The sequence below is a fragment of the Streptomyces griseoruber genome (genome assembly GCF_001514205.1).
GTDB lineage: Bacteria > Actinomycetota > Actinomycetes > Streptomycetales > Streptomycetaceae > Streptomyces > Streptomyces griseoruber.
In genome coordinates, this window is the sequence record NZ_KQ948790.1 from 23,596 (window position 1) to 42,747 (window position 19,152).

Below are 19,152 nucleotides of genomic sequence, written 5' to 3' on the forward strand. Positions count from 1 at the left end.
GCAGTGCCCCGCTTCAGCGTCATCGTCCCCTGTTTCAAGGTGCAGGGATTCCTGCGCGAGTGTCTCGACTCGCTGCTTTCGCAGTCGTACGCGGACTTCGAGGTGATCGCCGTCGACGACCGCTCGCCCGACGGCTGCGGCGCGATCCTCGACGAGTACGCGGCCCGCGACGAGCGGGTCCGGGTGCTGCATCTGCCGGAGAACGTGGGCCTCGGCCGCGCCCGCAACGCGGGCCTGCCGCACGCGGGCGGCGACTACCTGTTCTTCCTCGACAGCGACGACACCCTCACCCCGGGCGCCCTGCGCGCGATGGCCGACCGGCTGGCCGGGTCCGCCGACCCGGACGTACTGGTGTTCGACTACGCGCGCACCTACTGGTGGGGCGGCACCCGCCGCAACGCCCTCGCGCACATCCTCGCCGAGGCCGAGGCCGGGAGCGGAGCCGGGAACGGGAACGGGAACGGGAACGGGGGCGGCACGGACGGCACCTTCACGGCCGCCGAACGCCCCGAGATCCTCGATCTGCTGATGGTGGTGTGGAACAAGGTCTACCGGCGCGACTTCGTCGAGAGCAACGGCTTCGCCTTCCCGCCCGGCTACTACGAGGACACGCCCTGGACGTTCCCGGTCATGCTCAGCGCGGAGCGGATCGCCGTGCTGGACCGGATCTGCCTGAACTACCGCCAGCGCCGCCAGGGCAACATCCTGTCCACCACCAGCCGCAAGCACTTCGACATCCACGACCAGTACGAGCGGGTCTTCGCCTTCGTCGACTCCCGCCCGGAGCTCGCGGGCTGGCGGCCGTATCTGCACCGCAAGATGGGCGAGCACTGCCTGGACATCCTGGCCAAGCCGGACCGGCTGCCGCCGTCCGACAAGAAGGAGTTCTTCCGCCGCACGGCCGAGATGTTCCGCTCCCGCCGGCCGGACGGCGAACCGGTGCCGGCTGAACTGCGGGTGCTGGAGCACGGATACGCGGCCTACCGGGCGCGGCGGCAGGCCGAGCGCGCGCGGCGGGAGCTGGCGCGGCGCAGGACGCTCGTACGCCGGGCGGCCGGGGCGCGTGCCCAGCGCGCGGTGGACGGGGTGCGCGCCCGCCGGCCGATCGATCCGCAGCTGGTCGTGTACTCGGCGTTCTCGCACCGGGGTGTGCTGGGCGACCCGGGGGCGGTCTACCGCAAGGCGCTGGAGATCGCGCCGCAGTTGCGCGGGGTGTGGGTGGTGCGCGACGAGGAGACGGCCGCCGGGCTCCCGGAGGGCGTCGAGCACGTCCTGCTGGACTCGCCCGCGTACCGGCGGGTGACCGCGCGGGCGGGCTTCTTCGTCAACAACGTCAACTGGCCGGGCGCGCTGGCCAAACGCCCCGGCAGCGTCCACATCCACACCCACCAGGGCACCCCGCTGAAGTACATGGCCGCCGATCTGCTGAACCGGCCCGGGGCGCGGTACGGGGTGGACGTGCCGCAGATGCTGCGCCGCGCCGACCGCTGGGACCACAGCCTGGTCGCCAACCGGCACTCGGAGCTGGTGTGGGAGCGGGCGTACCCGTGCCACTTCGCCTCCGCCCGCACCGGCAGCCCGCGCAACGACGTGCTGGTCGGCGCGGACCCCGGGGCGGGCGCGGCGGTGCGGGCCCGGCTGGGCATCCCGGCGGGGCACACCGTGGTGCTGTACGCGCCGACGCGGCGGGAGTACGTCCGGGGCGGGCACGTCGACCGGATCGACCTGGCCCGGTTCGCCGCCGGGCTGGGCGAGGGCCACACCCTCGTCGTACGGCTCCACCCGTCCCTGGCGACCGGGCACGCGCGCGGGATGGGCCTGGCGGACCTGCACCGGCGCGGGGTGCTCGTCGACGCGACGGACGAGCCGCACGTGGAGGACGTGATGCTCGCCTCGGACGTACTGGTCACCGACTACTCGGCCCTGATGTTCGACTACGCCAACCTGGACCGGCCGATCGTCGTCCACGCCGACGACTGGGAGGCGTACACGGCGAGCCGGGGCACCTACTTCGACATCACCGCCGAGGCGCCGGGCCATGTCTCGCGCTCCTTCGGCGAGCTGGCCCGGCTGCTGGCCTCCGGGAGCTGGCGGGACGAGGACTCCACCCGGCTGCGGGCCGCGTTCCGGGCGCGTTTCTGCGCGTACGACGACGGACACGCCGCCGAACGGGTCGTACGGCGGCTGCTGCTGGGCGAGGAGTTCCCGGACGTCGCGGCGGCGAAGGTGCCCGCGCCGGGCGCGGCGCACGAGGAGCTCGCGTCGACCTGAGCGGCGGGCCCGCGTGATAGGCCGGATACCGTGAATCTCCTGAATCTCCTGAATCTCCTAAATGTCACGAATATTCGTAGAATCCGCTCACTCGTCGCGGCCCGTCCGGTCCGGCCGCGGGTCTGGGTGCTGGTCCTGGCCGGTGTGTTCGCGGTGCTCCAGCTCGCGAACGTCACCGGCCGGGACACCCCGGACACCAAGAACTACCTGTCGTACGCGCTGAGTCTGCGCGGGGAGGGCAAGCGGGAGGCGGCGGCCGCGAGCATCGACTACGCCTGCCGCAGCGGTGCCTCGATCGCGGCGCGGCGGCAGAGCGTGGACGTGCTCCGCTTCCACCGGCCGGACCCGGCCGGGCGGGTGCTGGCCGCGTGCCGGGAGCGCGAGTGGCGCGCCGTCGAGGCGCGGCTCGGGGCGGGGCAGAGCGGTGGGCGCACCGCGCCGTTCATGCCGGAGCGTTTCATGCGGATCTTCGAGGCGCGGCCCGGCTACCCGGTGTTCCTGCTGCCGTTCCTGACGCTGTTCGGGGTGACGTGGGGGCTGTGGCTGGCGGGGGTCGCGGTGACGGTGGCGGGCGGGGTGCTGGTCTTCCTGGTCCTGCGCACCCTGCGCGCGGCGGCCCCCGTGTGCCTGACGGGGCAGGCCCTGTTCTACGTCCTGCCGTGCGGCACGACCGCGATGCGTCCGATGACCGAGGGACTGCTGCTGGCGCTGACGCTGGCCGCGGTGTGGGGGTGCGCGCTGGCCCTGGACGGGGACGCGCGGCGGGTGCGCGCGGGACTGTGGCTGGTCGGGGGCGCGCTGGCCGCGCTGTTCACGGTCAAGCACGCGCAGGCGCTGTTCCTCGGGGCGTGCCTGGCGGGCGCGGGCGCGCTGGTCGCGATGCGGCGCCGGCGGGCCGGGCGGGAGCCGGGGCGGGGGGTGCTCGCGGTGACGGCGGTGGGCTGCTGCGGGGTGCTGGGGACCGTGCTGCTGGCCCGGCTGCTGCACCTTCCGTCGGAGTCGGAGAGCCTTCAGGATCTGCTGACCGCGCACTTCTCCCGGCCGGACCGCACGCGCGCGTGGCCGGAGTTCCTGCATCTCCAGGTCAATTTCTGGGTGGAGTGGACGCGCCGTCAGCTGTGGGAGCCGCTGTTCGCCGTGGCGGTGGCGGCGGGGGCGTGGGGGGTGCTGCGGGGGCGGCGGCCGGCCGGGGTGTTCGTGGTGGCCGCCGCGTTCACCGGGGTCCTCACCCAGGCCGGGCATCCGGACATCAGCATCTGGGGCGACCGGCTGATCGTGCTGGCGTGGCTGCTGCCGGTACTGGGGCTGCCGCTGCTGCTGGAGTCGGTCCCGCCGCGGGAGCGGATCGCGCTGCCCGCGCAGGACCGGCCGGGTCCGCCGGACCGGGCTCGAACGGTCCGGCGGGGCCCGTTCGCGGGAATGACTCCGTTCGGGCTCACCCGCCGGGGTGACAGGGGGCGAGGCCGTTGATGCGGGAGGGAAGGTACGGCCAATGCCCCTCATGCGCAACTTTGACCCAGCTTGTCACTTTTTGGTCCACGCCCGGTGAGCGCCGGTGTCCTGATCCGGCGTCCGGCGCGCGGCGCCGGGGCGCTGCGCCGCCGGCGGGTGTGGCGTCCGAGCCCGTACCAGGTCTTCGGCTTCCTGTTCTGGCTGGTGACGACGCTGGCGTTCTGGCGGGTGCCGCTGTGCTGCGACGCGGGGGTGCACGCGGCCGTCGTGGAGCGCCTGAAGGCCGGTCTGCTGCACCCCCGGCACCCGATGGCCGATCTGCCGGGCGCGGGCAGCCCCTACTACTCGCCGTACGCGGTGGCCGAGGGTGTGTTCGCCCGGCCGACCGGGCTGACGGGGTGGGAGGTGCTGCGGGTCGCCGGGCCGGTGAATCTGGTCGTGCTGCTGACCGGTCTCGGCCGGTTCGTGCGGGCGCTGACGCCGAGACCGTGGGCGCCGGTGCTCGCGCTGGCGGCGATGACGCTGCTGTGGGGCACGGAACGCGCCTGGTGGAGCGGCTATCTGGGCCTGATGTCGATGACCGGCAACCTCGGCTATCCGTCCACCTTCGCGATCGGGCTGGCCTTCTGGGCGTGGGCGCTGACGGCGGCACGCGCGCGTGACGAACGCCTGGTCCGGTACGTCGGCCCGGACGGGCTGCGCGGCTTCACCGGGTACGCGGGGGTCGGCGCGCTGTACGGGGCGATCCTGCTGGTGCATCCGATCACCGCGGTGGCGGCCGTGACGGGCGGTGTCGCGGTGGTCCTGGGCCGGCAGCGGGAGTGGCGGCCGGCGGTGGCGGCGCGGTGGACGGTGACGGCCACGACGGCACTGCTGGTCGCCGCCGCCTGGCCGTACTTCGATGTGTTCGCGCTGGCCGGGGACGGCAGCGTCGACGGGATGCACCGACGGCTGTACGACGATCTGACCGGCCATTTCTGGCTGGCGCTGCTGGGCCTGCCGGCGCTGTGGGCGCGGGCGCGGCGCTCGGCGCGCGATCCGCTGGTGCTGATGTTCGCCCTGGACTGTCTGGTGGTGGCGTACGGGTTCGTCAGCGGCCACTACACCTACGGGCGGATCCTCGGCCTGACGCTGGTGCCGCCGCAGTTCGCGCTGGCGGTGGAGCTGGCGGCGCCCCGGCCGTGGGGGGTGTGGCGCAGGGCGCTGGGCGCGGTGGCGGCCGCCGGGGCCTGTCTGGGGCTGCTGACCGTGCAGGCGGGGGCGGTCGTGCCGCGTGCGCTGGATCCGGTGGGCTTCGACCAGCCGCCGCGCTGGCCGGCGTACGACTGGGCGGCGCGGCACATCGGGCCCGGGGAGGTGGTGATCACCGACGGGTACTTCGCCGTCCACGCGATCGCCGGGTACGGGCCGAACCTCGCCGCGCCCGCCTGGCCGGACGCGGCGCTGGACGAGCGGGCGAGGCTGCGCCGCATGGCGGACGTCCGGGCGTATCTCGCCCCCGGCTCGACACGGGCCGGGCGGGCGGCGATCGTCCGCCGCTACCGGGTCCGCTGGCTGCTGCTGACGCGCTGGCACCCGGTGCCCGAGGAGGCCGTGGTGGTGGCGTGGAGCCGGCGGACGGGGGAGGTACTGGCGCGGGTGGGATGAGACACGCGGACCCGGGGTGCCGGTGGACAGAGGCCTCCCGAGGGGTCGCCCGATGGTCCGGGTCCCGCGGGAGGCCTCGGGCCGGGGGCTTCGCGCCCCCTCCGGGGGTTACTCGATGACGAGGTCGACGTCGATGTTGCCGCGGGTGGCGTTGGAGTAGGGGCAGACCTGGTGGGCGGTCTCGACCAGCTTGCGGCCGGTCGCCTCGTCCAGGGTGTCCGGGAGCTCGATGCGCAGCGTCACCTTCAGGCCGAAGCCCTCGCCCTGCTTGCCTATGCCGACCTCGGCGGTCACGGCGGCGTCGGAGACGTCGACCTTCGCCTGGCGGCCGACGAGACCGAGAGCGCTGCCGAAACAGGCCGCGTAGCCGGCGGCGAACAACTGCTCCGGGTTGGTGCCCTGACCGTTGCCGCCCATCTCCACCGGCAGGGCGAGCGCGAGGTCGATCTTCCCGTCGTTGGTGACGGCGCGGCCCTCGCGGCCGTGGGTGGCGGTGGCGACTGCGGTGTAGAGCGCGTCCATTGATGAACCGTCCCTCTCGGATGAGTCTGTGTCGGGGGGTGGCCGGTCCGGCCGCTTCTCGCGTCCGGGCCGCTCACGGGGACAAGTAGAGCACACAATTCAATTGCGCACAACTAAATGGCCCGCTGGAGTTACCCTGGAGACATGACCCCGACGTCGACCCCTCTCTCCGCCCCCGCCCCCTCGGAGAACTGGCTGCGCCTGGACCGCCAGATCTGCTTCTCCCTGCACGCGGCCTCGCGTGCCTTCAACGGCGTCTACCGCGTGATCCTCAAGGAACTGGGGCTGACCTACCCCCAGTACCTGGTGATGCTGGTGCTGTGGGAGCAGGGCGAGCTGCCCGTGAAGAAGCTCGGAGAACATCTGCGCCTGGACTCCGGCACGCTGTCGCCGCTGCTCAAACGGCTGGAGACGGCGGGCCTGGTGATCCGGGAGCGCAGCGCGCGCGACGAGCGCTCGGTGGAGATCCGGCTGACCGAGGAGGGTGCCGCGCTGCGGGAGCGGGCGCTCCAGGTGCCCCGGCGGATCGTCTCGGCGACCGGGTTCGAACTGGAGGAGATCAGCGAGCTGAGGGAGCGCCTGGACCAGCTCACCGGCGCCCTGGACGCGGCGGCGCTGGAGGAGGAGCCGGGGGCCCGGCAGGGGTAGCGGGGCGGCGGGTGTAGAGGCGCAGGGTGACCCCGTCCCGGACGAACTCCCGTCTCGGTTCGCCCGGCACGAACTCCTCCGTCACCACGGTCAGCTTGACCCGCTCGGCCGGATTGCGGGGGTACCACGGGGAGCGCAGGGCGTAGGGCTCGGCCAGCACCCACAGCCGGTCCAGCGCGAGCAGCGCGCGGCGCAGCTCGGCGGCGCCCCGCTCCCGGCCGTAGAGCGTGCCGGAGGCGGGACCGGACGCCTCGAGCGCCACGTCCCGCACCCCCCGGAAGCCCTCGGGGTGCGACACCTTCGCGCGCCGTCCGATGGCCGGCAGGAACACCACGGCCTCGCCCGGCCGCACCTCGCGCGCGGCCAGCGCCGAGACGGCGGCGAGGGTGTCGGGACGACCGCGCAGGGTGCGGTCCTGGCGGTACAGGGGCAGGTACTGGGTGAACGCGAGGGCGACGGCGAGGGTTCCCGCCAGCGGGACCAGGGGCGACTTCGCCCCGAGCACCCGGTCGGCGCCCGCCGCCACCAGCAGCGGCGCCCCCGCGAGGGCGTACAGCACATAGCGGTCGTCGTACATCGGGCGGAGCTGGGAGACGGCCAGCAGGGTCAGCGGGGGGACGACCGCCCAGGGCAGGGCCACCGACGCGAGGGTCAGCCGGCGGGGGCCCGGCAGGGCGGCGAGGGCGAGGAGCAGACAGGTCCAGAAGACCGGCCCGCCCGTCCCGAGGAACGCGTGCAGCAGCCGCAGCGCGCTGCCCGTGCCCGGCCGGGGCAGCCACGCCACCTGGCCGGCCTGGGCCCGCGACACGACGGCGAGCGGGGTCAGGACGAGCACCGCGGCACCGGCCGCCGCGGCCCACCGCGCCCCGTCCCGTCTCCCCACGCGCGCGTGCAGGAGCGTCACCCCGTGGGCGAGCACCAGCGCCACCGCCAGCTCGTGCAGCAGACAGGTCAGGGCGAGGACGACGCCGTACGGCCACCAGGAGCACCCGTGGAGCGCCCGGACGAGCAGCAGGGTCGCCCCGGCCGCGCCGGCGCAGACGAGGGCGTAGGAGCGGCCCTCCTGCGCGTAGTGACCCACGAGCGGTGTGACGGCGTACAGCAGGCCCGCCCACAGGCCGACGCGCGGCCGGGCCAGCCGGGCGCCGAGGGCCGCGACCAGGCCCGCCGCGAGGGCCGCCGCGCAGACGGACGGCAGGCGCAGGAGGACCTCGCCGGGGCGGACGGCGAGGACGGCGTGCAGGAGCAGGTAGTACAGGCCGTGCACGGCGTCCACCCCGTGCAGCAGCCGCCAGATCTGCGGCACGGAGCGCCGCGCCACCTGGAAGGTGACGGCCTCGTCGCGCCACATGCCCCCGCGGTCCAGCCCCCACAGACCGAGCGCGAGCCCGGCGCCGACGGGAGGGAGCACCACCGCGCCGGCCCTGTTCCTGATGTCCACGGACCCCATTTTGTTGGATTTAGTACCGCTTCTTGGCTATTGACGGAGTATCTGAACTAAAGAGGCATTCGGGCGCCTTACGATCCGCCGTCATGAGACGTCGTCACCTTCTCGTCGCCCTCGGCGCCGCCTGGCTGGCCTCCCGCGCCCTGATGCTGTGGCTGCTCGCCCACGACTCCCTGGGAATCCTGGGCGGCCGGGTGGGCCGGGAGGTGTGGCACCTGTACCACCACTGGTACGGCGTCCTCGCGCACGGCGCCTTCCCCGCGCACGACACCCTGTGGCAGTACCCGCCGGGCGCCGGTCTCGTACTGCTGTCGCCGGGTGTGCTGCCGTGGTGGACGTACTTCCAGGCGTTCGTCGCCCTCACCGTCCTCTCGGACGCGGCGGTCGCCTGCGCGCTCGCCCACGCGGGCACCCGGCCCGGCCGCACCCTGGCCGGGGCCGCGGTCTGGGTGGGCGGGCTGCCCCTGCTGGTCCGCGTCCCGTTCGCCCGCTACGACGTGCAGGTCACGGCGCTCGCGGTGATCTCCCTGCTGGCGCTCGCCCGCTCCACGCGCGTGTGCGGGGCGTTCGCGGCCGTGGGGGCGCTGGTGAAGGTGTGGCCGGCGCTGGTGCTGATCGGCGTACGGCGCGGGCGCGACTCCCGGTCGGTGTGGTCGTCGGTGGCCCTGACCGGGGCCTCGCTGTTCCTGCTGCTGGTGTTCGTGTTCCGCAATCCGCTCGCCTTCGTGCGCCAGCAGGGCGGCCGGGGCGTGCAGATCGAGTCCCTGGGCGGGACGCTGCTCTCGCTGGCGACCCACGCCGGGTGGCCGGGCAGGGTCCACTACCGGTACGGCGCGATGGAGTTCACGGGGCCGTACGTCTCCAGCGTGGCGCACGCCTCGCTCGCCCTGACCGCCGTCGCCTTCGGCCTGCTCCTGCTGTGGCGGGTCCGCGCCCGGCACTGGACCGAGGCCGTGCCCTTCGACGCCGCGCTGAGCGCGGTCCTGCTGTTCACCGTGACCAGCCGGGTGATCAGCCCGCAGTACATGATCTGGCTGGTCGGCCTGGCCGCCGTCTGCCTCACCTCCCGGCACACCACCCAGCGTCCGGTGGTGGCGCTGATCCTCGCGTCGACCGCGGTCAGCGCCGTGATCTTCCCGGTCGAGTACGGCAAGGTCATCGAGTGCACCTGGACCGGAACCGGGCTGATGGTCCTGCGCAACGGCATGCTGCTCGCGGCGGCCGTGCTGTCCTACGTCCGCCTGTGGCGCGCGACCACGGCGCGCGCCCCCGAGCGCGCCGGGAGTTGTCCACAGGCCCTGCGGGAGAGCCGCACGCCTGCTTCACTGTGAGACGAACGGGCCGATCGCGGACGAAACCCACCGCAACCGGCCATCCTGCTTGGGGGAATCCAACATGACCTGGCTGATCACCGGCGGCGCCGGCTACATCGGGGCGCACGTCGTCCGGGCGATGACCGCGGCGGGCGAGCGGGCGGTGGTGTACGACGACCTGTCGACCGGCATCGCCGCGCGCGTGCCGGCGGGGGTGCCGCTGGTGACGGGCTCGACGCTGGACGGGGAGCGGGTCGCCCGCGTCCTCGCCGAGCACGCGGTCACCGGCGTCGTCCATCTCGCGGCGAAGAAGCAGGTCGGCGAGTCGGTGGAGCGGCCCCTGCACTACTACCGGGAGAACGTGGAGGGCCTCAGAGTCCTCCTGGAGGCGGTCACCGAGGCCGGGGTCGGGTCCTTCGTGTTCTCCTCCTCGGCCGCCGTGTACGGCATGCCGGACGTCGATCTCGTCACCGAGGACACCCCGTGCCTGCCGATGTCGCCGTACGGCGAGACGAAGCTGGCCGGGGAGTGGCTGGTCCGCGCGACCGGCCGGGCCACCGGCCTGTCCACGGCCTGCCTGCGCTACTTCAACGTGGCGGGCGCGGCCTCCCCCGACCTGGCCGACACCGGCGTCTTCAACCTCATCCCGATGATCTTCGAAAGGCTCACCGAGAACGCGCGGCCCCGCATCTTCGGCGACGACTACCCCACCCCCGACGGCACCTGCGTCCGTGACTACATCCATGTGGCCGACCTGGCCGAGGCCCATGTGGCCGCCGCCCACGCCCTGCGGACCTCCCCCGGCCGCGACCTCACCCTCAACATCGGCCGCGGCGAGGGCGTCTCGGTCCGGGAGATGATCGACCGCGTCAACACCGTCACCGGCCACACCCGCCCCCCGGCGATCGCCCCTCGCCGCCCCGGCGACCCGGCCCGTGTGATCGCCTCCGCCGACCGCATCGCCACAGAGCTGGGCTGGAAGGCGGGACACGACGTCCAGGACATGATCACGTCGGCCTGGGAGGGGTGGCTGCGACTGCGTCCGCAGGCGCGGCGGGCCCACGGCCTGCCCCGTACACCGACGGGATGATCGACAGCGCACGTGCCGTCGGGTGTGCCGTCGGCTCCGCCGCGGGGGACGCACCGGGGGCGCCGTTCGGGTTCGGGCCGGAGGAGGCCCGGCCGGCGGAACGGGCCTCGCGCGTGGCCTAGGCGTTGTTGAGATACGCCAGTACCGCCAGCACCCGGCGGTGGCCGCTGTCGCTCGGGGGCAGGCCCAGTTTCAGGAACACATTGCCGATGTGTTTGCTGACCGAGCGCTCGGTGATGACGAGCGTGCCCGCGATGGTGGTGTTGTCGTGACCCTCGGCCATCAGTTTGAGGACCTCGCGCTCGCGGGGGGTGAGCTGGTCGAGGGGGGAGTCCTTGCGGCGGGTCAGCAGTTCGGTGACCACCTCGGGGTCCAGGGCTGTACCCCCGCCCGCGACCCGTTGCAGGGCGTCGAGGAACTCGTCGACGCGGCCCACGCGGTCCTTGAGCAGATAGCCGACGCCGTTCGCGCCGCCGCCGAGCAGTTCGGCCGCGTAGGACTCCTCGACGTACTGGGACAGGACCAGGACCGGGAGGCCGGGGATCTTCTCGCGGGCCTCCAGCGCGGCCCGCAGCCCCTCGTCACGGAAGCCCGGCGGCATCCGCACATCGAGCACGGCCGCATCGGGGCGGTGCTCCAGCAGCGCCGGAAGGATCTCGGGGCCGGAGCCGGCGACGGCCGCCACCTCGTGCCCGGCCGACGTCAGCAACAGGACGAGTCCCTCCCTGAGCAGGGCGTTGTCCTCGGCCAACACGACTCTCATGCCACCTCGACTCCCGTCGACCCCTGTCGACTCCCGTCACGGCGCCCGGAGTTCCCCCGGTCACAGCGCCTTGATCGCCTCCGCGGTCGCCCGCGCCAGCGCGCCCAGATAGCCCTTGGGCAGCTTCGGACTGCGGATCACCACCGAACGCCAGTAAAGCGGACCGGAGATCAGATCGAGCGCCAGCTCGTCGTCGAGGCCCATCCGGACCTCGCCGCGCTGCTCCGCCGCCGCCACGATCTTCAGCGCGACCCCCTCCTGACCCTCGCGCAGCGTCTTCTGCAGCGCCTCGGCGATCTCGGGGTTGCGGGCCGCCTCGGCCTGGAGGTCCGGGATGATCTGCGAGGCCGCGGGGTGCCGCAGCGCCCGGGAGGTCACCTCGTACAGCATCCGCAGATCGCCCTCCAGGCTCCCCGTCTCCGGGGCCGGCAGGCCCTGCACGGCGAGCGCCGAGACGAGATCGAGGACCAGGTGCAGCTTGGAGCGCCAGCGCCGGTACACCGCGGTCTTGCCCACGCCGGCGCGCCGGGCGATGCCCTCGATGGACATCCGCGCGTAGCCGACGGTGGCGAGCTCCTCGAACACGGCCGCCCGGATGGCTTCCGTCACATCCTCGCGAAGCACGGCCGCGCCCGCCGGAGCCCGGCGGCGCGGCTTCGCCTGCGGTTCGTCGGCGTTCGTCGCGTTCGTCGTCATGCCCTCCAGCATAGGGCGTTACGACGAAACGGTTGCGTTCCGACGTCGAATAGGCCTACGCTCACGTTGCGACGATACGGTCCCGTCCCGACGTAAGAAAACGTAAAGAGAAGCGTAAGAGAACGCCGGGCGACGGCAGAGTGCAGCCGGAACGACCTTGCACGCACCCCCACCCCCGAGTGAAAGCAGCGGATGTGAGCCAGGTACTCCACACACCGCCCACGACGCAGGCCGGACCCCCCGACGACGACCTGGCGGCCCTCGCCGCCCGTCACGGCCTCGCGGTCAGCGGTGCCCGCCCCTCCCTGCCCCAGTACATCCGCCAGCTGTGGGCGCGCCGCCACTTCATCACCGCCTTCGCCACCGCCAAGCTGACCGCGCAGTACAGCCAGGCGAAGCTGGGCCAGGTCTGGCAGGTGATGACCCCCCTGCTGAACGCGGCGGTCTACTACTTCATCTTCGGTGTGCTGCTGCAGACCAAGAAGGGCGTCCCGGACTACATCCCCTTCCTGGTCACGGGCGTGTTCGTGTGGACGTTCACGCAGAGCTCGATCATGTCGGGCACCCGGGCCATCTCCGGCAACATCGGCCTGGTGCGGGCCCTGCACTTCCCGCGGGCCGCGCTGCCGATCTCGTACTGTCTCCAGCAGCTCCAGCAGCTGCTGTTCTCGATGGCCGCACTGGTGTTCATCCTGCTCGCCGTCGGGGTGCCACCGGCCGTCTCGTGGGTCCTCGCCGTGCCGGCCCTGCTGCTGCAGTTCATCTTCAACGCCGGTGTGTCGATGATCCTCGCCCGGGTGGGCGCGAAGACTCCCGACGTCGCCCAGCTGATGCCGTTCGTGCTGCGCACCTGGATGTACATCTCCGGCGTGATGTGGAGCATCGACAACCTCCTCAGCAAGCACAGCGACTGGCCGGCCTGGGCCACGGACCTGCTGCGCGCCAACCCGGCCGCCGTCTACATCGACCTGATGCGCTTCGCCCTGATCGACACCTTCCACGCGAGCCAGCTGCCGCCGCACGTGTGGGTGTGGGCGACCGGCTGGGCGCTGCTCGCCGGTGTCGGCGGCTTCATCTACTTCTGGAAGGCTGAGGAGACGTACGGCCGTGGCTGAGAACTCAACGCACATCGGGCACGGCACCGCCGAGCCGACCCCCACCGTCATCGCGGACGGCGTCGACATCGTCTACCGGGTCAACGGCACGGGCGCCGGCCGGGGCACCGCCACCGCCGCCCTCAACCGCATCCTGCGCCGCAAGAAGGCCGAGCAGGCAGCGGGCGTCCGCCGGGTCCACGCGGTGAAGAACGTCTCCTTCGTCGCCTACAAGGGCGAGGCCATCGGGCTGATCGGCACCAACGGCTCCGGCAAGTCGACGCTGCTCAAGGCGGTCGCGGGCCTGCTGCCGGTGGAGAACGGCCGTATCTACACCCACGGCCAGCCCTCCCTCCTCGGCGTGAACGCGGCCCTGATGAGCGACCTGACCGGCGAGCGCAACGTCTACCTCGGCGGTCTGGCCATGGGCATGCCCCGGGAACACATCAAGGAGCGCTACCAGGAGATCGTCGACTTCTCCGGCATCAACGAGAAGGGCGACTTCATCACCCTGCCGATGCGCACCTACTCCTCCGGCATGCAGGCCCGGCTGCGCTTCTCCATCGCCGCCGCCAAGGACCACGACGTCCTCCTCATCGACGAGGCGCTGTCCACCGGTGACGCGAAGTTCCAGCGGCGCTCGGCCGACCGCATCCGCGAGATGCGCGAGCACGCCGGCACCGTCTTCCTCGTCAGCCACAGCAACAGCTCGATCCGCGACACCTGCGAACGCGTGCTGTGGCTGGAGCGCGGCGAGCTGAGGATGGACGGTCCGACGGAGGAGGTCATGAACGCCTACGAGGAGTTCAGCGGCGACCAGCGGACCAGGAAGAAGCCCGCCGCGCGGAAGCGGGCGGCGAAGCCGGCTCCCGAGCCGACCGCGACGGTCTGAGCCGACCGGACGAAAAGTAAGGGGCGCCTCCCTGGGAGGCGCCCCTTACCGCATTACTGCACTACCGCATTACCGCAAATGCCGCGTTCCCTCACGAATGCGTCCGCAGCAGCGTCCGCATCGTCCGCATCGCCACCGACAGGTTCGCCAGGTCGAACGTCTCCGAGCCCTGGATCTCCTCCAGGGTCGTCCGCGCCCGGCCCAGGATCGCCGCGTTCTTCTCGTCCCACGCCTCGAACCGCTGCTCGGGCGTCGAGGTGCCGTTGCCGACGGCCAGGACGTCCGCGGTCAGCGCCGCATGAGCCGCGTAGAGGTCCTCGCGGATGGAGGCACGGGCCATGGACTGCCAGCGGTCGGCCCGCGGCAGCTCGATGATGCGGTCCATCAGCTGGGTGATGTGCAGCCGGTCCGCGAGGTCGTAGTAGACCTCGGCGACGTCCTGCGGGTCCTTGCCCATCCGGTCGGCCACCGACACGATGTCCAGCGCCGGGAAGGCGGAGGAGAACCCGGCCACCCGGGAGGCCAGCTCGTCCGGCACCCCGGCGCCGCTCAGCTCGTCGTAGATCTTCTGCCACCACTCCAGGTCCGCGCCGCGCAGCAGCTTGGTCAGCTGCGACCAGACCTGCTCGACGCGGTCGGCGAAGAATTCGACGGTCTCGGCGAGCTGGAGCGGCTGCGGCCGGTTGTTGAGCAGCCAGCGCGTACCGCGCTCGACGAGCCGGCGCGAGTGCAGCCGGATCCGGGTCTGCACGGCCGCCTCGACCGTGTTGTCCAGCTCCTCCACCGCGTCCCACACCGGCGCCGACCTGAAGATCGCCCGGGCCGCGGTCTGCGCCCGCACGATCTCCTCCAGCGAGGCCCCGGTCTCCTCCCGCAGCCGGTGCAGATACGTCGTACCGCCCGTGTTGACCGTGTCGTTGACCAGCACGGTCGTGGTGATCTCACGGCGCAGCGGGTGGCTGTCGATGTGCTCCGGGAACTGCTCGCGCAGCGCGGTCGGGAAGTACGCGTACAGCAGGCCGCGCAGATAGGGGTCGTCCGGCAGGGAGGTCTGCAGCAGCTCGTCCGAGACGGTGATCTTCGTGTACGCCAGCAGGACGGCCGTCTCCGGGCCGGTCAGGCCGTGGCCGGAGCCGAGGCGCTCGCGGATCTGCCGGTCGGTCGGCAGGAACTCCAGCGCCCGGTCGAGGTGGCCCTCGCGCACCAGGTGGCGCAGGAAGCGCTGCTGGGCGTGGAGCATGTCCTTGGACTGGGCGAGGGCGTTGGCGATCGCCGTGTTCTGCGCGTAGTTGTTGCGCAGGACCAGCGCGCCGACCTCGTCGGTCATCTCGGCGAGCAGCTTGTTGCGCTGCTTGACCGTCATGTCGCCGTCCGTGACCAGCCCGTTGAGCAGGATCTTGATGTTCACCTCGTGGTCGGAGGTGTCCACGCCCGCGCTGTTGTCGATGGCGTCGGTGTTGATCCGGCCGCCCTGGCGGGCGAACTCGATCCGGCCGAGCTGGGTCAGACCCAGGTTGCCGCCCTCACCGACGACCTTGACGCGCAGGTCCTGGCCGTCGACGCGGATCGGGTCGTTGGCCTTGTCGCCGACGTCGGCGTTCGACTCGGTGCCCGCCTTGACGTAGGTGCCGATGCCGCCGTTCCACAGCAGGTCCACCGGCGCGGACAGGATCGCCTTCATCAGGTCGGCCGGGGTCAGCTTGGTGACGCCCGCCTCGATGCCGAGGGCCTGCCGGATGTGCGCGTTGACGGGGATCGCCTTCGCCGTACGGGGGAAGACGCCGCCGCCGGTGGAGATCAGGTCGGCGTTGTAGTCGGCCCAGGAGCTGCGCGGCAGCTCGAACAGCCGGCGGCGCTCGGCGTAGGAGACCGCGGCGTCCGGGTTGGGGTCGATGAAGATGTGCCGGTGGTCGAACGCGGCGACCAGACGGATGTGCTCGGACAGCAGCATGCCGTTGCCGAACACGTCACCGGACATGTCACCGATGCCGACGACCGTGAAGTCCTCGACCTGGGTGTCGACGCCCATGTCACGGAAGTGCCGCTTGACGGACTCCCAGGCGCCGCGGGCGGTGATGCCCATCGCCTTGTGGTCGTAGCCGGCGCTGCCGCCGGAGGCGAAGGCGTCCCCGAGCCAGAAGCCGTACGATCCGGCGACCTCGTTGGCGATGTCGGAGAACGTCGCCGTGCCCTTGTCGGCCGCGACCACCAGGTAGGTGTCGTCCTCGTCGTGCCGTACGACGTCGGACGGCGGCACGACCTCCCCGGCGACCATGTTGTCGGTGATGTCGAGCAGCGCCGAGATGAAGGTGCGGTAGCTGGCGATGCCCTCGGCGAGCCACGCGTCGCGGTCCACGCCCGGGTCGGGGAGCTGCTTGGCGACGAAGCCGCCCTTGGCGCCGACCGGCACGATGACGGTGTTCTTCACCATCTGCGCCTTGACCAGGCCGAGGATCTCGGTGCGGAAGTCCTCCCTCCGGTCCGACCAGCGCAGACCGCCGCGCGCGACCTTCCCGAACCTCAGGTGCACGCCCTCCACACGCGGCGAGTACACCCAGATCTCGAACGCCGGCCGGGGCGCCGGGAGGTCCGGGATGACCTGCGGGTCGAACTTCATCGACACGTACGCGTGCGGCGCGCCGTCCTCGGTGGTCTGGAAGAAGTTGGTACGCAAGGTCGCCTTGATGACGGTGAGGAAGGACCTGAGGATCCGGTCCTCGTCGAGGGAGGCCACCTGGTCGAGCGCGGCGTCGAGCTCCTCCAGCAGCGCGTCGACGATCTCCAGCCCGGCCCGCTGCCGGCCCGGCGACATCCGCGCCTCGAACAGGGAGACGAGGAGGCGGGTGGTGTGGACGTTCGTACGGAGGGTGTCCTCCATGTAGTCCTGGCTGAAGGTGGACCCGGCCTGCCGCAGGTACTTGGCGTAGGCGCGCAGCACCATCGCCTGCCGCCAGTTCAGCCCGGCACCCAGCACCAGCGCGTTGAACCCGTCGTTCTCCGCGCGGCCGGTCCAGGTCGCGGCGAACGCCTCCTGGAACCGCTCACGCCCGTCGTCGCCGAGCAGATCGGTGCTCCCGCCGCCCAGCCCCCTGGGGATGCGCAGCCCGAAGTCGTAGATCCAGGCCACCGACCGGTCCGAGCAGCGCAGTTCGTACGGCCGCTCGTCGATGACCTCGACACCGAGCCGGTTCAGCACCGGCAGCACCGCCGACAGGGAGATCGCGTCGCCCTTGCGGTAGATCTTGAAGCGGCGCTCGTCGGGCGCGGCGCCCACCGGCTCGTACAGGCTGAGCGAGAAGCTCTGCTCCTCGGTGAGCCGTTCGAGGTGGACGAGGTCGGCGACCGCGGCGCGCGGGGTGTGGTCGGCCTTGTAGCCCTCGGTGAAGTTGTTGTAGCGGCGCAGCAGCTCGGCGGCCCGCTCCTCGCCGAGTTCGGCGGTGAGCGCCTCGGCGAACGCGTCGGCCCAGGACCGGGCGGCCTCCACGAGACGCGCCTCGATACGGTCCTTGTCGGACTCCGACAGCTCCGGCAGCTCGGTGCCCGGCGCGACCCGGACCACGAAGTGCAGCCGGGACAGGATCGACTCCGTGTTCCAGGCGGTGAAGTCGACGCTCGTCCCGGCGAGCTCCTCCTTCAGGATGTCGATGATCCGCAGCCGTACCCCGGTGGTGTAGCGGTCGCGGGGCAGGTAGACGAGCGCCGAGTAGTAGCGCCCGTACTCGTCCTGGCGCAGGTAGAGCCGCAGCCGGCGGCGCTCCTGGAGGTACAGCACCGAGGTGACGATGGAGCGCAGCTCGTCGACCGGGGTCTGGAACAGCTCGTCGCGGGGATACGTCTCCATGATCTGGAGCAGGTCGCGCCCGTCGTGGCTGTTGGGCGAGAACCCGGCGCCCGTCAGGACGTCGGCGACCTTGCGCCGCACGACCGGGACCCGCACCACGGACTCGGTGTAGGCGGCGGAGGAGAACAGTCCGAGGAAACGGCGCTCCCCGACGACGTTGCCCTCGGCGTCGAACTTCTTCACCCCGACGTAGTCGAGGTACGACGGCCGGTGCACGGTGGCCCGGCTGTTGGCCTTGGTCAGGACGAGCAGCTTGTGCTCGCGGGCCTTGGCGCGGGCGTCGGCCGGCAGCCGCTCGAACGACGGGCTGACGGGGTGGGCGTCCTCACCGGAGTGGTGCGGGTCGGCGCGCAGAATGCCGAGCCCGGTGCCGGGCACGGCCGCGAGGGAGTCGTCCTCGCGCAGCTGGTACTCGCGGTAGCCGAGGAAGGTGAAGTGGTCGGTGGCGAGCCAGCGCAGCAGCTCCCGCGCCTCCTCGACATCGGCGGAGGGCAGATCGCCGGGCCTGGGCTCCTCGGTGAGACCGTCGGCGATCCGCAGCGCCGAGTCCCGCATCTTCTCCCAGTCCTCGACGGCCTCCCGGACGTCGGAGAGCACCCGCAGCAGATCGGCGGTGACCTGCTTGAGGTCGGCGCGGTCGGTCTCGCGGTCCATCTCGACATGGATCCACGACTCGATGTGCGCGTCGTGCGGAAGACCGGCGGCGGGCGCCGCGGGCAGCACCTCGATCAGCTTGCCGGTCACATCGCGCCGCACCACGACCTGCGGATGCACGACGAGGTGGATGCCGCGTCCCTGCCGGGTCAGCTCGTTGGTGACGGAGTCGACGAGGAAGGGCATGTCGTCGGTGACGACCTCGACGACGGAGTGGCTGCACGTCCAGCCGTTCTCCTCGACGGTCGGGGTGTGGACCCGGACGTTGGCGGTTCCCTGCGGTCGGTTCTCGGCGAGCCGGTAGTGGGAGAGAGCGGCTCCGAAGACATCGACCGGGTCGCGGTCCTTGAGGTCCTCCGGGGCGGTGTGCAGGTAGTAGCGCTGGAGGAACGCGAGCAGGGCGTCGTGGTCCGGGGTGCCCGGAGCTCCTGGCGTGCCCTCGCCCGTCGTCCCAGTCGGTAGGTACCCCCCGACCGGGCTGTTCTCAGCGACCCGCGCCGCCCTCTCGAGCAGCTCGGCCTTGGCTTCGTCCAGCTTGGTCTGCATTGTCCTCTGACTCCTGTCGCGCGCCGTTGCGTGACGTAGAAGGAAGTACGGTCTCTTCCCTTGCGACTCGACGCCACAGCCCGGGGTCTCCGGTCCGCTCCGACGCTATGCCGCAAGATGAGATGAGCGGGGGGTTATCGGCCATTCTCGACACCGCCGCAGGGTGTGACGCTGCTCTCCGCGCCGCGCCTTCTGTGCGTGTGTCCGGCGTCCCGGGGTCCCTTGCGCCCCTGTCCCGCCCGCAAGAACCAGCGTCCGCCGCCCGGCCGCGGAGAT

The 19,152-nt window shown here is 72.0% G+C and carries 14 protein-coding genes; 9 read left to right on the forward strand and 5 right to left on the reverse strand.

The window, feature by feature from the left end:
• The first annotated feature begins 3 nt into the window (after positions 1-3).
• The 3 genes from AQJ64_RS42380 (at position 4) to AQJ64_RS42390 (ending at position 5,370) form a co-directional block, all read left to right on the forward strand.
• Positions 4-2,271: a bifunctional glycosyltransferase/CDP-glycerol:glycerophosphate glycerophosphotransferase gene (locus AQJ64_RS42380; protein ID WP_055632816.1), complete on the forward strand. Its 2,268-nt coding sequence runs from the start codon at positions 4-6 to the stop codon at positions 2,269-2,271.
• 126 nt (positions 2,272-2,397) lie between these two features.
• Positions 2,398-3,741 (forward strand): hypothetical protein, encoded by a 1,344-nt coding sequence (locus tag AQJ64_RS42385; protein ID WP_244902730.1) that lies wholly within the window; start codon positions 2,398-2,400, stop codon positions 3,739-3,741.
• A 75-nt stretch (positions 3,742-3,816) separates the two neighbouring features.
• The gene (locus AQJ64_RS42390; RefSeq protein WP_059203511.1) at positions 3,817-5,370 is read left to right on the forward strand and encodes a hypothetical protein; all 1,554 of its coding nucleotides are present in this window, start codon (positions 3,817-3,819) and stop codon (positions 5,368-5,370) included.
• A 108-nt stretch (positions 5,371-5,478) separates the two neighbouring features.
• Here AQJ64_RS42390 and AQJ64_RS42395 read toward each other — a convergent pair whose 3' ends face one another.
• Positions 5,479-5,892, reverse strand: coding sequence for an organic hydroperoxide resistance protein (locus tag AQJ64_RS42395; protein ID WP_055637752.1), 414 nt, complete (start codon positions 5,890-5,892; stop codon positions 5,479-5,481).
• A gap of 144 nt (positions 5,893-6,036) precedes the next feature.
• Here AQJ64_RS42395 and AQJ64_RS42400 point away from each other — a divergent pair, with 144 nt between their 5' ends.
• Complete coding sequence (locus AQJ64_RS42400; RefSeq protein ID WP_055637753.1) at positions 6,037-6,540, forward strand: MarR family winged helix-turn-helix transcriptional regulator; 504 nt, start codon at positions 6,037-6,039, stop codon at positions 6,538-6,540.
• Here AQJ64_RS42400 and AQJ64_RS42405 read toward each other — a convergent pair.
• Complete coding sequence (locus AQJ64_RS42405) at positions 6,482-7,981, reverse strand: glycosyltransferase family 39 protein (protein WP_338060015.1); 1,500 nt, start codon at positions 7,979-7,981, stop codon at positions 6,482-6,484. The two genes, AQJ64_RS42400 and AQJ64_RS42405, sit on opposite strands and share 59 nt — an antisense overlap.
• A gap of 92 nt (positions 7,982-8,073) precedes the next feature.
• Here AQJ64_RS42405 and AQJ64_RS42410 point away from each other — a divergent pair, with 92 nt between their 5' ends.
• The 3 genes from AQJ64_RS42410 (at position 8,074) to AQJ64_RS51935 (ending at position 10,512) form a co-directional block, all read left to right on the forward strand.
• Positions 8,074-9,318 carry a glycosyltransferase family 87 protein gene (locus AQJ64_RS42410; protein ID WP_055637754.1) on the forward strand — a complete coding sequence of 415 codons (1,245 nt, stop codon included), beginning with the start codon at positions 8,074-8,076 and terminating at the stop codon, positions 9,316-9,318.
• A 64-nt stretch (positions 9,319-9,382) separates the two neighbouring features.
• The gene (gene galE, locus AQJ64_RS42415) at positions 9,383-10,390 is read left to right on the forward strand and encodes a UDP-glucose 4-epimerase GalE (protein WP_055637755.1); all 1,008 of its coding nucleotides are present in this window, start codon (positions 9,383-9,385) and stop codon (positions 10,388-10,390) included.
• A complete protein-coding gene (locus AQJ64_RS51935; protein ID WP_280529297.1) occupies positions 10,387-10,512 on the forward strand; it encodes a hypothetical protein in 126 nt (41 codons plus the stop codon). The genes galE and AQJ64_RS51935 overlap by 4 nt, the downstream gene beginning before the upstream one ends.
• On the opposite strand, the gene AQJ64_RS42420 is transcribed toward AQJ64_RS51935, so the two are convergent.
• Both AQJ64_RS42420 and AQJ64_RS42425 read right to left on the reverse strand, forming a co-directional pair.
• Positions 10,509-11,153 carry a LuxR C-terminal-related transcriptional regulator gene (locus AQJ64_RS42420; RefSeq protein WP_055637756.1) on the reverse strand — a complete coding sequence of 215 codons (645 nt, stop codon included), beginning with the start codon at positions 11,151-11,153 and terminating at the stop codon, positions 10,509-10,511. The two genes, AQJ64_RS51935 and AQJ64_RS42420, sit on opposite strands and share 4 nt — an antisense overlap.
• Positions 11,154-11,213: 60 nt before the next feature.
• Complete coding sequence (locus AQJ64_RS42425; RefSeq protein ID WP_055637763.1) at positions 11,214-11,849, reverse strand: TetR/AcrR family transcriptional regulator; 636 nt, start codon at positions 11,847-11,849, stop codon at positions 11,214-11,216.
• A 194-nt stretch (positions 11,850-12,043) separates the two neighbouring features.
• Between AQJ64_RS42425 and AQJ64_RS42430 the strand changes: the two genes are divergently transcribed.
• Together AQJ64_RS42430 and AQJ64_RS42435 are read left to right on the forward strand one after the other, a co-directional pair.
• The gene (locus AQJ64_RS42430) at positions 12,044-12,964 is read left to right on the forward strand and encodes an ABC transporter permease (RefSeq protein ID WP_055637757.1); all 921 of its coding nucleotides are present in this window, start codon (positions 12,044-12,046) and stop codon (positions 12,962-12,964) included.
• Positions 12,957-13,835 carry an ABC transporter ATP-binding protein gene (locus tag AQJ64_RS42435; protein ID WP_055637758.1) on the forward strand — a complete coding sequence of 293 codons (879 nt, stop codon included), beginning with the start codon at positions 12,957-12,959 and terminating at the stop codon, positions 13,833-13,835. The genes AQJ64_RS42430 and AQJ64_RS42435 overlap by 8 nt, the downstream gene beginning before the upstream one ends.
• 91 nt (positions 13,836-13,926) lie before the next feature.
• Here AQJ64_RS42435 and AQJ64_RS42440 read toward each other — a convergent pair whose 3' ends face one another.
• Positions 13,927-18,876 carry an NAD-glutamate dehydrogenase gene (locus tag AQJ64_RS42440; protein WP_055637759.1) on the reverse strand — a complete coding sequence of 1,650 codons (4,950 nt, stop codon included), beginning with the start codon at positions 18,874-18,876 and terminating at the stop codon, positions 13,927-13,929.
• Between the last annotated feature and the right edge of the window lie 276 nt (positions 18,877-19,152).